The sequence below is a fragment of the Sporosarcina sp. CAU 1771 genome (assembly GCF_054482775.1).
The window spans coordinates 36,742-52,310 of the sequence record NZ_JBTLRN010000011.1 but is presented as its reverse complement, the minus strand read 5'-3'; the positions used below and the strand labels follow the sequence as shown (position 1 = coordinate 52,310).

Genomic DNA, 15,569 nt, shown 5'->3' with positions numbered 1-15,569 from the left:
AAAGAGTTATTAATTATCATTGCCTTATGACACGCTGTCACATGTGAATTTGAATGGAGTGCAACAAAATGCCTAAACTTACATTTTTTAATTTATCAGAGGAAAAACAAAACGTTTTACTAAATGCAGCCAAAAAAGAATTTTCAAGAGTGCCTTTACATGAAGCAGTCATTTCAAATATTATTAAAAATGCAGACATTTCCAGGGGCAGTTTCTATCAGTATTTTGAAAATTTAGAGGATCTCTTCTTTTATATATTAGATAAACATGTAAAACGGAACGAAGAATCTTTTGTTTTTCAACTCAAGAAAAACAATGGAGATATACTAAATACTTTTATTGGATTATTTCAGTTAATGCTGGATGAATTTCAAACCGAAGAAAATCGAGTCTTTTTCAAAAATGCTTTTTTAAATATGAACCATAAAATGGGTAACGCATTTTCGAATTCTATCCAAATAGAAAACATCAAAAACCAACACTCAGAACTTATGAAACTCATAGACATAAAAAAGTTAAATATTGAAAATGAAAATGAAGTAGTGCACGTCTTGAAAATTATAAAAGCTGTAACCTTTCAAAATTTAGTTCATAGTTTCGCCGCTCACTTATCCCCTGAAGAAGCGTTAAAAAACTATATTTCAGAAATTAATATCCTTAAAAAAGGCATTTATCGATAACAACGACATAGCGTAAGAACTAATTCGAGAGGGCAACTCTTCGTCCATTGCTTGCTGTGATATGGAAGACTGATCATCTTTATCAAAATTAAAAGGCGATGCATATTCATTGCATCACCTTTTTTAAAATTCAACTAGATTCAGTTGAATCATCTCTGTATTCTGTTCCAATTTTAACTACGAATTCACAGTTCAAAAATCTCAAAGCTTTTTTCATCATCAAAATCTTCTACTTGAACAATTTTATCCGAGAACTGCTCGACTAATTTCGTGTCACTGCCCAAGACTAGCGAGAGGACATTGAAATTCTTCTCTTTTTTCTTCTTATTAAAGATTTCAAGAAATGATTCCTTCAAAATATCTTCTCCGTCTGTAACAAATACAATATCAGCATTTTTAAAACGGCTTTTATTGATGACAATTAGCGCTTCTTCAAGAGGTAGTGTGAAGTCCGTGCCGCCACCTAAAAAGGTTCTAGCTAATTGAAGCATTTCCGAACTAGTAATTCTCCCTTTTTCATACGTATACATTTGTAAACTTGTAGAAAATAATAGCAAGCAAAAATCTCTTTTCTCCTTGCGTGCTATCGATAGAAGAGCGAGTGCAAATCCCTTGGACTGGGCATCTACTCTATACATACTACTCGACTGATCTAGACAAAGTACAATTGGTCCTTTTCCTAAATTCTCGCGCCCTCTTTGTTCATATTGCATCGTCTGTCCTTCTACAAAACGCCGTAGAAAATCTAATCTTGTTAATGGATGAATCCATAGCGCTAATTCTATCGGTACTAATTTTTCAATATCGTTCCCCTTTTCAATACTTGTTCTAACGACTGAATCCTTGGTTTTAGCCCTCTGCATTTTACGAGCCACCGTTTTAAATCGTCCCGCCCAATCGGCAATTTCTTTCATCTTCTTACTCGATGCTATTCTCTCAGCTAGTACTAGTTGATTACGCAACGGCATTTTCTGTAATTCCGAGTGACCGCTACCTGGACTTACACCTCCAAGTAAAGCATTCAACCCTTCTTTCACTTCTTTCGTTTCCTGAATGGCTTGTTCTATTGCCTCCAAGAACCCTTCTGTGTTTTTGTGAAGTATCTGTTGCATCGTTTCATTTAGTTCAATCATTTCTTTTGAAATATTCTCTTTAGTAATCTTACTTCCATTCACATCAAGTTGTCTTTCTAAATTTTCTAGTTCTAGTTGTATCCCTTGCAGTTCTATATTTTCCTCATTTCTGTCTTCCAACCATTGATTTGTCCTCTCTCCAATTTTGATTGTACCGATTACCGATGTTAAATCGTCTAATCGAGTAAACCTTCGATAATTCACATAGTGTTCTTCCTTCATTATTCTTCCCATGATTAACTTATTAACATTTAATGCAACGTCTACTTCGTCTTCTGTTAGTATTGGTTTCATCTTATATAAGGAAGCCCAAACGTCGGAAAGTAAATGATCAAACATCGGCAATGAGCTTTCACGTCGAACCTTTTGAAGACCGACTGACATTTCAAATACTTCTTTATAACGTCTTTTATCGAAGCTATCTGTATTTAATACTGAATAATTTCCTATAGGCATGTTACGTTCACTCACAATTTACACCTCTTTTAAATTACGGCCCTGTTAAATAACTCTGTTGATAGTTGATAATTTATTTGTACACTCCTATTAGAGTGGAAGGTGTGGAAATATCGCTTCGGCGCTTGGTGATGGCCTCCCGTAGTAAGCCCGTCAGAAAGTTCACTGTCGGTCTTACTACTTCGGCTCACACTTGTCGCTTCGGCGCTAGTTCGTTTAGATTCAAAGTTAGAGGCATCGGGGTAGTGGAACAAGAGATTTTTGCACACTCCTAGTTGATTGAAGTGGAAGACGGCGACTCCGGGAGGACAGCGGGTCAGGTGAAACAACCAACGGGAGCGAAAGCCGTAACGAAGAACGGCTTTTGCGAATAAGCGGAGCGTTATGAGCACATCTTTGCGAACGGGTTGGTCCACCGCCTGCCCTCCGGAACGCGTTAGGGAAAGATTGAACTTTATCTTTCCGCACTTCGGGTCTGAAACGGAAATCAACGGGTTTGATACACTCACTCAAGCACTATTGAGTACTAAGTTTCATCAACAGTAGTTATTTAACAGAGTTTACATTTTAAAAAAGACACTGGTTGACTCATTCTTTTGATTTGAAGTATTGAAATACCATGGTTCTAACATACGGTCTAGAATTTCATGTTGCATGATCGTCACTTTATTTAGGAGCACATTAATTTCAGCTTTTCGACTTTGATTTTCACTTTTAAGCATATTTAAGTCATTTACTAAAGACTTCATTTTTTGCGTCGCTTCCATACCAACTTCAGTTGAACAATCTTGAATCAAATAATAAAAGATTTCGTTTGCTTCTGTTTGTATATTCTGAAGGGTTTGGGTGACAACATTTTTAGAGTGGTTGTGAATAATGTTTGAAACCGTCTCTACTTGATCAAGCGATTCCCAAAGTACATGTTTAAGGATTGAAAGATCTTCAACCTTAACAACGTGTCTTTCATTCATCAAAGCCCTTGCTTGTAGTACGCTTAACGATTGCTTGAACCTTCGATCGGATGGACGAATTCCTTCATCACGCAACCCAACACGGATCTTGGACAGAGTTTCATACACTTCTTCTGGAATTAACACCCGATCCGTTAACAACTGTAGATGCACCAATTCTTCCATCGACATCGATGGCATCTCCAATGTTTGGCCCGAGGCTTTCATCATAGAGATAAAATTTACTTCCTCTTCAATTAAACTAATTTCAAATCGTAAAATAAAGCGATCGAATAAAGCTTCGAGTCCTTCTTCATCATCAGGGTATTCATTGGCAGCGCCTATTACGGACATCAATGGGACTTGAATGGGTGGTCCATTGTTATAAAACAATCGTTCATTAATTATCGTAAGCAAACTGTTCAATATAGCGGAGTTCGCTTTAAATATTTCATCCAAGAAAACTAAGTTCGCTTCTGGCATTTTGGTTGTTGTAATTCTTTTATAGACACCCTGTTCTAGCTCTTTTAAAGATATCGGGCCAAATAGTTCTTCAGGAGTACTAAATCGCGTCAACAACCACTGAAAATAAGTGGTTCCTTCAACAATTTTTGCCAACTCACTTGATAAAGCAGATTTTGCAGTTCCTGCAGGACCAATCATGAGCATATGTTGCCTCGAGAGTAAGGCTATAAGAATTCCCTCAACTTCCTTCTCTCGTTCGTAAAACTTTGAATTTAGGGCCTCTTTAATTTCCTTCAACTTCTTGAATTCAATTTCCACCACTTTGCATACCCCTCTAATTTATATTAGAAATAGAATTCCACTTCACTCTTACTAAACTTGTCCAGTTACTCAGCAAAGTAAACGTAAAAAAGCCTGTGCACATTGAATTTAGCATTCAATGTGCACAGGCACTCATTTACTTATTTAACAATCGTTACAGGACAGCTTACATGCTTTACTACTTTGTGACTGACGCTACCGAGCAACATTTCCTGAAAAGTGTTTAGGCCTCGGCTGCCTATAACTAAATGATCAACTTCTCCACTACACACATATTTGATGATTTCCTGTGCTGGATTTCCTTTTAACATCTTTACTTTTGCTTTTACATCAGCTTCTTTTGCTAATTCTATAATTGGATGTACTTTTTGTTCACGTTTTAAAGATAAGCTTTCTGGGCTTTGCGTTAACAATCGTTCATCTTTTGCTTTGCTATTATCTGCTACAAAAATGACTTCTAAATGTGCGTCAGGTAAATACCGTGCTAGCGTGATTGCTTGTTTTGCCGCCCGTAAAGCATTTTCTGATCCATCAATCGCTACAGCAATTTTCATGTGATTTCCTCCCTTAGATTAACTTCTCATATAATTTCGCACTTGATGAATTCAACCCTAGAATTTGGACTTCCACACCTTTTTCCTCTAGCTTCTGTTTCACTTTAAATATAGCACCAACCGCGGATTCATCCCATAGCTGGCTATCTTCAAAATTAATGACAACTTTTTCTTCATCCACGTCATCAAAGGATTGTATAAATTTTGTAGTGGATGCAAAGAACAAAGGTCCTTTTATTTTGTATTCCCCAGATTCATTCGTAATACTCACTCGAGAAATTTTAGCTACGAAGAAAAGTGCACTTATTATTACACCTGCTACAACACCAATTGCCAAGTTATGAGTATATAAAATAATACCTACTGTAATTAGCATAACAAGTGATTCTGACAAAGGTGCTTGTTTCAAGAACTTAAATGAACCCCAGTTAAATGTTGTCATACTCACCATAATCATAACGCCAACAAGTACAGGCATTGGAACCTTCGCAACAAGATCCCCTAATACAATAATCAAAAACATAAGGAATGCTCCTGCAGTGAATGTTGATAAGCGCCCTCTTCCACCGGACTTAATATTAATGATAGACTGTCCAATTAACGCACAGCCCGCCATTCCACCAAAGAAACCTGTAATGAAGTTCGCAATTCCTTGCCCACGTGCTTCTTTGTTTTTATTGCTCGGAGTGTCTGTCATATCATCTAACACTTGTGATGTTAGAAGTGACTCCAGCAATCCAACAATTGATAAAGCTAAAGCATATGGAAAAATAATTTTCAACGTTTCAAAGTTCAAAGGAATATCCGGTAAAAAGAAAATTGGCAGTGAATTAGGCATTGTTCCTAAATCGCCTATCGTCTGTAACTTTACACCACTAAAGAGTGCAATAGCCGTCATCATTACAATTGCTATTAACGGTGCCGGAATCGCCTTGAAAAAACGTGGGATTAGATAAACTAAAATTAATGTAACGCCAGCGAAAACATAAGTCATCATGTTTGAACCAAGTAAGTAAGGCATTTGCGTAATAAAGATCATAATCCCTAGTGCGTTCACGAATCCAAGCATTACTGAGTTTGGAATAAAACGCATTAAGCTTGAAACACCGAGCAACCCTAAGATAAGTTGAATAATTCCTGTTAAAATTGTTGCGGCTAGAACGTATTGAAGTCCATGGTTTGCCATTAGACTAACGAGCACTAGCGCCATCGCACCCGTCGCTGCTGAAATCAGCCCAGGGCGACCACCTACAAATGATATAATGACTGCGATAGTAAATGAGGCATATAACGCGACACGCGGATCTACTCCCACGATGAACGCAAAAGCCAATGCTTCTGGAATGAGTGCTAGACCGACAACAATCCCCGCCAAAATATCGGCACGCACATTTCCGAACCACTGTTGTTTTAATGTATGCATACTGTTCCCCTTTCAAGATTTCAAAACTTAGAAATAAGCCTAAATCGCTTTCTGAATACAATTAGCATAGCATTTTCATTCCCATAAGTGAATTATAGTTTGCATTTTTGATGTAACTTGAATCTCATAATTCACTTATACTCCATTCATTAGTAAGGGGAGTAATGCTCATTTTTTCTATACGTTGGTGTGGATCTAGTATTTGCTTTCAGATGTCCCCAATTGGTAGAATCGAAACATAGAGAGGGTGAACGTTATGAAGATAAATCTCCTAGATAGAAACAACGTACATGTGACAGGTTCAGGTAAACAGACGATTGTCTTTGCTCATGGTTTTGGATGTGACCAGACAGTTTGGGAAAAAATAATACCTAGCTTCGAAACGAACTATCAAGTGATTCTGTTTGATTATGTTGGTTCTGGAAGAAGTGATAAATCTGCATATTGCCCAGAACGTTATAGCTCTTTACACGGTTATGCTCAGGACATTTTGGAAATCTGTGATGCCTTACATTTAAAAAACATTATTTTTGTGGGCCATTCCGTTAGCGGTATGATTGGAGGACTTGCTTCCATACAACGTCCTGATTTAATAACTAAGTTAATAATGATTGGTCCTTCTCCACACTATTTGAACGAACCCGGTTATCACGGAGGATTTGAAGTAGAGGAGATTCAAGAATTATTAGATATGATGGAAACAAACTATAAGGAATGGGCTAAATATTTGGCTCCAGTTGCCATGTTAAATGTTGAAGAAACCGAATTAGTTGATGGTTTTGAAGCACTTTTAAATTCAAACGACCCCATTATCTCACGTCAATTTGCAGAAGTAACATTCTTTTCAGATCACCGTGCAGATATACCTAAAATTGCTACCCCTACACTTATTTTACAAACTAAACAAGATGCGATTGCACCTCTTGAAGTCGCACAGTTTCTAGAAATACATATTCCAAACAGTGAATTACGAATGATGAAAACTGGAAAAGGACATAATCCACACATCAGTCAACCTGAAGAAACTTCCCAAGAAATTAAACGTTTTATCGAGGAGACAGGAGCATAAGATTATGGATGAACAGCTGAATTTTGCCCCTTGTGGATATTTTGTATTAAATGCTGATTGGGAAATCATTGAAATGAATCAGACATTGAAAAGTCTATTTAATATTGAACAAATACCTAAGTACTTACATGATTTACTTACCGTTCCTTCACGTATCTATTTTGAAACATATTTCTTACCTGCAATGACTGTCCATGGGCAAGTTAGGGAAATGTATTTAAATTTTAAAGTAAATAAACAATTCATACCAGCTCTACTTAACGTCAATGAACGTAACGGGCGCTATGAAGGCATTATTGTAATGATCAACACACGCGATGAATACGAAACTCAATTACTGGCCTCTAAAAGAAATGCCGAACGGATTCAAAAAGAAACCGATATCGCCAACACCAAATTGATTGAACTTTTAATCGATGTAAAAGAAAAAAAGCTAGAACTTGAAACACTAAATGATGAACTGCAAATTCTAGCGGCGCACGATGAATTAACCGACTTATGGAACCGACGTGTTTTCCGAGAGAAGTTGGCAAATGCGATCGAAGAGGCCTATGCAAATGAAAATTCTTCTTTTACATTAGCTATCTTTGATATTGATCACTTTAAAAAAGTGAATGACCTATACGGTCATTCACTTGGCGACAAAGTATTAGTAGAACTCGCTAAAAAAGTACAATCCAGTATTCAGCCTCCCCATTTAATTTCTAGAATTGGCGGCGAAGAATTCTCAATCATTTTTTACGATGTTGACTTTCAAGAAGCACATAAAATGACAGAGGATTTACGCGAATTTTTATCTGTTTCTGAATGGAACAGTATCGCAGTTACAGTTTCTGCTGGAATCACAGATTTTAAAAAAGGGGATACATCGAATACGATATTTACAAGAGCAGATGATGCACTTTATGCATCGAAAAGAAAAGGTAGAAACCGCCTTACTTCGAGGTAAAAACAAACGAGTTGAACATCGCGATAAGAAGAAACAAGTAATGGGAATTAAAAGAGATAAATCCAACGTTTAAAACTCACTCACGATCTGGTGAGGAGTATTAAGTATAAATGCTCATGTAAAAACGAGGGCTTAGCTAGTTAAACACGAGTTAAGTCTCCGTTTTTTATTTACCTACCTTCACTAAATAGGATCTAAATAGAATTTAATCATCTTAGCCGCAGTTATAGCATTACTCTTCGCCTCAGCCACAGTATCCCCGGATGCAATAACGTACCCATAACGATCTCCCATTGATATGGCTGGCCTTAATAATGTACCGATCCGTGGTTTTATATACACTTCCTTCACACCCGGTTGGTTAAGTGCTTCGTTTTCCCCTTTTAATATTAAAAGATAACCATAAGAGTTAATCGTCAAATACTTCGTGTAGATATGTCTTTCAAACCTTTTCTCTAAGTTAGGTGTATGTCCTAAGTACATTTGAATTATTTTTTCTGCGTAATTATATCCATAAGCCTCTTCTATCATTCGATTCATGGCAGCACCGGATATCCTTGGATTCATTTCAATTAGCTTCCAAGTTCCATTAACATAGCGCACTTCAAAGTGACTGACCGCATTCGTTACCCCTAACTCATTAAGTATCGTTTCAATTGCGTACACTAATTTTTTATGCATAAGGGAATCTAGATGTAATTGTATTTCATAACCGGTGACAATAAATTTCTTGTTTTTTGTAATCTCTTGCTTGAATATAGCGATGATATGAATATTTCGATTCTGTACAAGTACCTCCACTAGAAATTGTGGGCCTTTTATAAATTCCTCAATGACAATTTTTTGCATTGAATAATACTCGAGTAGCTTCCTAATCGTCTGTTCCATTTCAAGTACATTTTCCACTTTATAAACTTCTTTAGATGCTTTGGAAACCGCTAATTTCACCATTACTGGAAAATGCCTTTCTTTGTTTAACACTAGTTGCAAATCATCTCTCGGGTCAAAGATTTCAAATTTTGGCGTTGCCCCATGATTTTTCAATCTACTTCTAGTCTCTGCTTTATCCTCCATCACCGTTAAAGCGTCTACAGAAATGTCTGTTTCACATATTTCATTCATCAATTTTGCTGCTAATGAAACAAAAGGGTCTACAAAGCTTAGAATTCCTTTTATCGTTTTTCCTTGTTCTTTCAGCTTTTCAACTTCCAGTCGAATGGACTGTTCAGTGATTTCCTTCAAATGAATGAGCTGTGTAACTTCCGAAAATTCCTCTCCCTGTTTCACACTATTCATACGTTTCGTTAAAAGCACCGTTTGATATCCTAATCTACTTGCAGCTCTGATTGCCTCTCTGCTTGATCCTGACCTTGATGTTTCAATAAATAGTATGGTATCCATCCTTAACCCACTTTCTCAAAGTGAATCAACCCAATTCTCTAATTTTATGTGAATAAAACGAAAATATCCCCTCATAAGTTGTTAACTAATGAGAGGATATCTGCTTTTTGAAACTGATTATATAGTTGTTACATGTACACCAGGCTTACGGCCATTGTTCCATTTTCCATCTAAGGCACGCTCCACTTGTGCACCTAATTGAAGAAGCAATCCATCATTCCCTTGTCGCGCTAATGCATGGATCCCGAACGGCATCCCATTCTCAAGTTCTGCCATTGGCAATGAAATACCAGGCAAACCGCATAAATTAGCAATCGGTGTATAAGAAAAGATGCCCCATAGATTGTTGAACCAATCATGAACAGAAGGATTATCACTTGTAGTTAAATATTCTTTTGTTCCTAGTTTTGGTGTAGGCAAAGCCATCGTCGGAGTTAGAATGATATCCCAGTCTTCAAAAAATGTACCTACGCTACGTGACGTCTCATTAAACATTCTTTGCATTTTTGCACGATCTGAATAAGACGCCGACTGACCTTCTTCCCAAACTCGTATGCACATCGGTTCAATCAAATCTGCGGGTGGCTTCTCCAATCCTTTTAGCTCTAACAGATCCGAAATCACTTGCGAGAAATTAGTAATATAACAATACGTTTGTGCATCATAAGAAGCTTGGAAATCAACATTTGGAATAATCCACTCTACGTGATGGCCTAGGCTCTCAAAGAATTTTGCTGCTTTCTCTAATTCTTGAACAATATGGGGTGTTGACTTATAATTTCCCCACTCATGGGAAACAGCAATTCGAAGTTTCCCCGGATCTTTTTGGATCAGTTTAGTATAGGGTTGTTCAGGCAACCAAAAAGGCATGTATTCTCCAGGTGCGCCGCCTCTACAATTGTCAAAGAATGCCGCTGTATCTCTTATTGTTCGGGATAGGCAACCTTGTGAGGAAACCGCACCCATAAGATCAGATCCATTTGGCGCTACTGAAAACACACCTCGTGATGGCTTTAGTCCAATACTTCCATTTACTCCAGCCGGTATTCGAATCGAACCTCCCCCATCACTTCCGTGAGACAGTGGGATAATTCCCGCTCCTACAACTGCAGCGGTTCCAGCAGAAGAACCATTTGTCGTATAGTCAAGATTCCAAGGGTTTCGAGTAACATACATTTCTGGATTTTCAGCGGAACTACAAAGACCAAACTCAGGCGTTGTCGTTCGACCAATAATATTAAGACCGGACTTCCTAATTTGTGTCGTTAAAAAACTATCCTCGGCTGCACGATTTCCTTGCATTAGCAAAGATCCCATCTCCTGAAGTCTGCCTTTTAGAGTAGGTCCAATATCTTTCATCATATAAGGAACTCCAGCAAACACCCCTTCCACATTCGCGCCATCCTTTGTAGGATCTTCAACAACATCATCGAATACTTCAATAACACCGCTAATTTCTGGATTTAGCGCATTAACAGCATGAGCAGCTTGTTGTGCCACTTCTTTCGCAGTAATCTTTCCTTCTTTAATCATTTCAGCAAGGCCTATTCCATCAACCTTAGCCCACTCTTCCCAACTCATCGCTACCGTCACTAATCTTCACTCCTTCATATGTAATACGATTGGATGTACATAAATGAATTCAATGTGAGTCCAATCATTTTCATCGTTCTGAATTTTCTATCTAACTAGTCTAATTTAGTATACATATATTCTTTTAGTATTTCATTTTACACAACGTCCAATCATTAACTATCCTAACGTTACTATTCGTATACACTACACATTCAGATACGAATGAAATGACTTTCTTAAACACAAAAAAAGCGGATAAATAGATGAACTATTTTCCGCTTTATTGTCATTTATTTAGCCTTTTAAAATCTATTTTTCTGGATTAAGGATACTTTTCAGCATTCTATTCAACTACTTAATACATAGCCCTTACAGGGTCTACAGCTAAAATAGGTTGTCCATCAAGTTCAATCCAAATGTAAAAATAATCTACTTCTAGCCCTGTAGTTGTTTTTAAATTCTGATGAACTGCTTCTTGAAGCTTAAATGACCTTTCAGCAGTTTTAAAGGGGACAAATAAATTTAGACCGGTATTCAGAGAGATTGTTCGATCCGCTTTCTTAACATATCTTGCATCTGCTTCACCAACAAAAAAGGTTTGAAACATAAATATAGTTGCGACAATGAGTAGCATCTTTTTCATATAATCACCTCCTCTGCAAAGTGCTTTTTACCCATAATTGATAGAAAAACATCAACGACTTCCGGATGAAACATGGTGCCCTTATTACTTACCAATTCTGCAAATGCAATTTCATCAGATAAACCCTTCCGGTAAACCCGATCTGAAGTCATTGCATCAAAAGCATCTACAACTGAAATAATTGAAGCTTCTATTCTTATCTCATCGCCCTTAAGCTGCTTTGGATACCCTTTTCCGTCAAATCTTTCATGGTGCTGTTCTACTATCTCGCCTGCTTTAATTAAATCAATGAAATTGGTTCCAGCTAAAATTTCATTCCCCCAAGTCGTATGTTTTTTCATAATTTCATATTCCTCGTCCGTTAACTTGGAAGGTTTATTTAAAATTTCATCTGGAACTTTAACCTTTCCTATATCATGTAAAAATGCTGCCAAATTCAACGTAAAGATTTTATCGGTCGTTAACCCCATTGCTTCCCCTAGCATCATAGATAGTTCTTTAATCCTTTCACAATGGTTGGCTGTGTACCCGTCTTTTTGTTCCACTTGCAAAGCTAAATCCATCATATCTTTAACTGCATTCGTATAAAAGGAAAATTGCGGTTGAGATGTCACATAGAGAAGCGTTACTTCGGTCTCAGCAATGAAAAGGGCATGCTCTTTTATTGGGCAAGCATTCACGGAATCACCAGACTCCAATACAATATCACCATCATGCGCTTGATAGATTAACTTGCCTGATAGGATAGTGAAATGCTCTAACGCTGTCCATTCTTCTCCGGGAATAATGGCCCACCGTGCACCTTGATAGAGTTTGTGATGAATAATTTCTGTTCCATCCCCCGCCCCGACTAGGGACACTTCCATATTTTTCATATAGATTTTATCCATTTTATCACTCTTATGTACTTTCATTCCAATCCCCCTTCCACGTTTAATAATTAAAAACCTATATAATCACATATTTTCTAATGAGTATAATTTCGTTATATATCCAACCTAGTTATATAGGTACTACTAATCACTTAATAGTCTTATTTACTATTTTCATTAATTAATATAACACACTTCTTAACTATATGCCTATCTTTTTACAAAATTGCGAATACTCCTATTGATTCATTTTTTTGTATCAGATCAGCATCTCAAAAATACCAATAACAATAAGCAATCCTCCAGCAATTTCGCTAGGAAACCTCCCAATAAGTGTCTTTGAAAGAATACTACCAAAATAACTGCTTGCAGCAATCGTCACAACTGAAAAGAAGCCGATTGATAGAACCGTCCACAATGTTGATATCCCATTAGCTCCCATCCCAACGCCACTCGCTAAACAGTTTGCTGATAGAATAAAACCAAGCGTTAAAGCTTCTCTGAATGAAATAATGTGATTCCTATCTACATCAATTAGTTCTGGATTTTCCAATGCTACTTTCTTCGCGGAATTTAAAGGATTGAGCATCCACAAACCAATAAAACAGATGAGCAAACTTCCTACTATATTTGCTGTACGAGGTGACACATACTCGATAATCGTGCTTCCTGCAAGAACAGCAATAAACGTAACAATCATCGATACACATGCGATTACCAAGTTTGAATATAACGGAATTCTTGTTTTCTTAACTCCATAAGCTAAACCAATGCCGAGGTTATCCAAATTTGCTGCAACCCCAAGAAAAATAATTGTAATCCACTGCATATGATCCCCCTACCTATAATTTAACTATATGCAGGTATCTTTTGAAGAAGGGTGCCAATGCCTGTAGTTAAAAGTAACTTTTTGTTCTAAAGACATATAATTTCTCTTACTTGAGAAAACCACTCATGTCCATAGACATTATTTAATTTCAACATCGACACAAAATACGAATAAACAACCATTGCGATTGATAATGGTTTCTAAATAAATATAAAAACATTATGCTTAGTATAAAGGATACGAGATAAACCCGACTAAGGCATACACTGCTAGAAAACATTTATCGGCCCCTGACAGATTGGAGGTTTTCCATTGAATTATTTCATGGATAAAGTCAAGAACATGACACGTCAACAAAAGCTTTTCTACAGTATTCTAGTAACATTATTTATTGCTTCTATTGTATTTGTAAATAACAATTACGCCTTTTATGACCGTCCCATTGCTAAAGTTACGGACACTTCGCTTATAGAAACTACAAAGATAACCGATAGACTTGGCAATGAAGATACGTTAATTAATCAGCAAATCACGGCTGTCCTTAAAAACGGCGTTGAAAAAGGACGGCACATCCAATTAACAAACGGATACTCTGCCTCTGGTGCTTATGATCAAGAATACAATGCAGGAAACAAATTATTCGTCTTACTGAATCCAGATACAGGTAAAGCAACGGAACTAACAGGGATTATCACAGATGTGAAGCGCGACCAACATGTACTAGCTATTGCTTGGATTTTCATCTTCACCTTATTGTTAGTTGGGCATAGGCAAGGATTGTTTGCGATTGTTAGTTTTGCGCTTAACGTATTGTTATTATCAATTGCCTTAGATATTTATGTAAAGTATTCTTCAGTCAGTTTGTTGCTAATCACTGCAATCTGTATTCTGCTATTCACAGCCATCTCCTTACTATTCGTCAGTGGATTCAATGAAAAAACGTACGCAGCAGTTGCAGCAACATTGCTCGGAACGTTGACTTCACTAGCAATCACCTACTTTGTTTTCTGGGGAACCGCTGGAAATGGGCTTCGATACGAAGAAATGCAATTTCTAACTCGTCCTTATGAAACTGTATTTATGGCGGGATTATTTATCGGATCGCTAGGTGCAATTATGGACGTTGCGATTACAATGTCCTCTTCTATTTTTGCGTTATATAATAGGGACCCAAATATATCCATCAAGTCACTAACAACTTCAGGTATGGATATCGGGAGAGACGTTATGGGAACGATCACAAACATTTTATTTTTAGCCTATATAAGCGGATCCATTCCGATGCTTGTTTTATTGTTCAAAAATGCATCACCTTTAAACTTTACGCTTTCCATAAATCTTTCGTTAGAAATTGCACGAGCTTTAGCCGGAGGTATAGGTATTGTTCTTACAGTACCTATTGGCGTGTACACAACTGTTTACTTTATTCATCGAAAGAGGGTTAAAATATGAACGCATTAGTACTGCTCGCTCTCATCTTATTCGGCTTAATGGTGCTAATTGGTGGTAAAAAAGGTGTGCGCTCATTCTTCTCCTTATTCCTAAACTTTTGCGTCCTATTTATTACGCTTGCTTTAATCCTAAATCCAGCACTTAATCCAATTTTTCTTACCTTTATCGCCAGCGCATTGATTGGATGCATAAGCTTGTTTTATATGAATGAGGTGAACCAAAAGACTGTTATTGCTTTCATTTCCACGATGATTACCATTGTATTTTTACTGGCTTTTATCGTCTTTTTATCAAATAAATTAATGATTCAAGGATTCGGCGAGGAGGAATCCGAGGGGCTTAGCGGACTTTCTCTTTATATCGGGATCGATTTCATGAAAATTGGCGTTTCTGTAATTATTATGAGCACAATCGGCGCGGTCATGGATGTCGCCATTTCAATCTCCTCTTCAATGCATGAAATTTCCAAGCACAATCCTTTCATCAAAAAGAAAGAGTTATTCAAGATAGGTATGGATATCGGGAGAGATATCTTAGGTGCAGATACAAATACATTATTCTTTGCCTTCTTCGGGGGATACTTAGCACTGCTTATCTGGTTTAAAGACTTGTCTTATTCCATTGGTGACATTTTCAACTCCAAAATAGTGATTTCTGAAATGATGCTTATTCTTTGTGCTGGAATGGGGATTGCCTTAGTCATTCCGATTACTTCTTGGATTAGCGCTACTTATTTACTAAAGAAGAAGGGTAAGATTGCCAAAGATGAAATCACTCAAGACTTCAACTAATACCTG

The 15,569-nt window shown here is 37.1% G+C and carries 14 protein-coding genes; 5 read left to right on the top strand and 9 right to left on the bottom strand.

The window, feature by feature from the left end:
- The first annotated feature begins 68 nt into the window (after positions 1–68).
- Positions 69–680: a TetR/AcrR family transcriptional regulator gene (locus ACXYMX_RS09495; RefSeq protein WP_459044013.1), complete on the top strand. Its 612-nt coding sequence runs from the start codon at positions 69–71 to the stop codon at positions 678–680.
- A 185-nt stretch (positions 681–865) separates the two neighbouring features.
- On the opposite strand, the gene ACXYMX_RS09490 is transcribed toward ACXYMX_RS09495, so the two are convergent.
- From ACXYMX_RS09490 to ACXYMX_RS09475, 4 genes are all read right to left on the bottom strand, one after another.
- A complete protein-coding gene (locus ACXYMX_RS09490; RefSeq protein ID WP_459044012.1) occupies positions 866–2,284 on the bottom strand; it encodes a hypothetical protein in 1,419 nt (472 codons plus the stop codon).
- Between the two features lie 545 nt (positions 2,285–2,829).
- Entirely contained in the window at positions 2,830–4,005 is a 1,176-nt protein-coding gene (locus ACXYMX_RS09485; protein ID WP_459044011.1) for an AAA family ATPase, read from the bottom strand.
- A 140-nt stretch (positions 4,006–4,145) separates the two neighbouring features.
- On the bottom strand, positions 4,146–4,559 hold the full coding sequence (locus tag ACXYMX_RS09480; protein WP_459044010.1) for a universal stress protein: 414 nt from the start codon (positions 4,557–4,559) through the stop codon (positions 4,146–4,148).
- A gap of 13 nt (positions 4,560–4,572) precedes the next feature.
- Positions 4,573–5,982 (bottom strand): SulP family inorganic anion transporter, encoded by a 1,410-nt coding sequence (locus ACXYMX_RS09475; RefSeq protein WP_459044009.1) that lies wholly within the window; start codon positions 5,980–5,982, stop codon positions 4,573–4,575.
- A 256-nt stretch (positions 5,983–6,238) separates the two neighbouring features.
- Between ACXYMX_RS09475 and ACXYMX_RS09470 the strand changes: the two genes are divergently transcribed.
- Positions 6,239–7,051, top strand: coding sequence for an alpha/beta fold hydrolase (locus tag ACXYMX_RS09470; RefSeq protein ID WP_459044008.1), 813 nt, complete (start codon positions 6,239–6,241; stop codon positions 7,049–7,051).
- A 4-nt stretch (positions 7,052–7,055) separates the two neighbouring features.
- The gene (locus tag ACXYMX_RS09465) at positions 7,056–8,000 is read left to right on the top strand and encodes a sensor domain-containing diguanylate cyclase (RefSeq protein ID WP_459044007.1); all 945 of its coding nucleotides are present in this window, start codon (positions 7,056–7,058) and stop codon (positions 7,998–8,000) included.
- A gap of 183 nt (positions 8,001–8,183) precedes the next feature.
- Here ACXYMX_RS09465 and ACXYMX_RS09460 read toward each other — a convergent pair whose 3' ends face one another.
- From ACXYMX_RS09460 to ACXYMX_RS09440, 5 genes are all read right to left on the bottom strand, one after another.
- Complete coding sequence (locus ACXYMX_RS09460; protein WP_459044006.1) at positions 8,184–9,401, bottom strand: ATP-grasp domain-containing protein; 1,218 nt, start codon at positions 9,399–9,401, stop codon at positions 8,184–8,186.
- Positions 9,402–9,518: 117 nt separating this feature from the next.
- The gene (locus ACXYMX_RS09455) at positions 9,519–10,994 is read right to left on the bottom strand and encodes an amidase (RefSeq protein WP_459044005.1); all 1,476 of its coding nucleotides are present in this window, start codon (positions 10,992–10,994) and stop codon (positions 9,519–9,521) included.
- A gap of 337 nt (positions 10,995–11,331) precedes the next feature.
- Positions 11,332–11,619, bottom strand: a complete 288-nt coding sequence (locus tag ACXYMX_RS09450) for a hypothetical protein (RefSeq protein WP_459044004.1) — start codon at positions 11,617–11,619, stop codon at positions 11,332–11,334.
- Complete coding sequence (locus ACXYMX_RS09445; protein ID WP_459044003.1) at positions 11,616–12,533, bottom strand: HD domain-containing phosphohydrolase; 918 nt, start codon at positions 12,531–12,533, stop codon at positions 11,616–11,618. Before ACXYMX_RS09445 ends, ACXYMX_RS09450 begins: the two co-directional genes overlap by 4 nt.
- A 217-nt stretch (positions 12,534–12,750) precedes the next feature.
- A complete protein-coding gene (locus ACXYMX_RS09440; RefSeq protein ID WP_459044002.1) occupies positions 12,751–13,320 on the bottom strand; it encodes a manganese efflux pump in 570 nt (189 codons plus the stop codon).
- Positions 13,321–13,644: 324 nt separating this feature from the next.
- Here ACXYMX_RS09440 and ACXYMX_RS09435 point away from each other — a divergent pair, with 324 nt between their 5' ends.
- Both ACXYMX_RS09435 and ACXYMX_RS09430 read left to right on the top strand, forming a co-directional pair.
- Positions 13,645–14,772: a YibE/F family protein gene (locus tag ACXYMX_RS09435; protein ID WP_459044041.1), complete on the top strand. Its 1,128-nt coding sequence runs from the start codon at positions 13,645–13,647 to the stop codon at positions 14,770–14,772.
- Complete coding sequence (locus ACXYMX_RS09430; RefSeq protein WP_459044001.1) at positions 14,769–15,563, top strand: YibE/F family protein; 795 nt, start codon at positions 14,769–14,771, stop codon at positions 15,561–15,563. Before ACXYMX_RS09435 ends, ACXYMX_RS09430 begins: the two co-directional genes overlap by 4 nt.
- Positions 15,564–15,569: the final 6 nt, after the last annotated feature.

Bases quoted from the DNA above. Each gene is read 5' to 3' on its own strand.
- ACXYMX_RS09495 (WP_459044013.1), top strand. From the start codon at position 69: ATGCCTAAACTTACATTTTTTAATTTATCAGAGGAAAAACAAAACGTT.
- ACXYMX_RS09480 (WP_459044010.1), bottom strand. From the start codon at position 4,559: ATGAAAATTGCTGTAGCGATTGATGGATCAGAAAATGCTTTACGGGCG.
- ACXYMX_RS09475 (WP_459044009.1), bottom strand. From the start codon at position 5,982: ATGCATACATTAAAACAACAGTGGTTCGGAAATGTGCGTGCCGATATT.
- ACXYMX_RS09470 (WP_459044008.1), top strand. From the start codon at position 6,239: ATGAAGATAAATCTCCTAGATAGAAACAACGTACATGTGACAGGTTCA.
- ACXYMX_RS09465 (WP_459044007.1), top strand. From the start codon at position 7,056: ATGGATGAACAGCTGAATTTTGCCCCTTGTGGATATTTTGTATTAAAT.
- ACXYMX_RS09460 (WP_459044006.1), bottom strand. From the start codon at position 9,401: ATGGATACCATACTATTTATTGAAACATCAAGGTCAGGATCAAGCAGA.
- ACXYMX_RS09450 (WP_459044004.1), bottom strand. From the start codon at position 11,619: ATGAAAAAGATGCTACTCATTGTCGCAACTATATTTATGTTTCAAACC.
- ACXYMX_RS09445 (WP_459044003.1), bottom strand. From the start codon at position 12,533: ATGAAAGTACATAAGAGTGATAAAATGGATAAAATCTATATGAAAAAT.
- ACXYMX_RS09440 (WP_459044002.1), bottom strand. From the start codon at position 13,320: ATGCAGTGGATTACAATTATTTTTCTTGGGGTTGCAGCAAATTTGGAT.
- ACXYMX_RS09435 (WP_459044041.1), top strand. From the start codon at position 13,645: ATGGATAAAGTCAAGAACATGACACGTCAACAAAAGCTTTTCTACAGT.
- ACXYMX_RS09430 (WP_459044001.1), top strand. From the start codon at position 14,769: ATGAACGCATTAGTACTGCTCGCTCTCATCTTATTCGGCTTAATGGTG.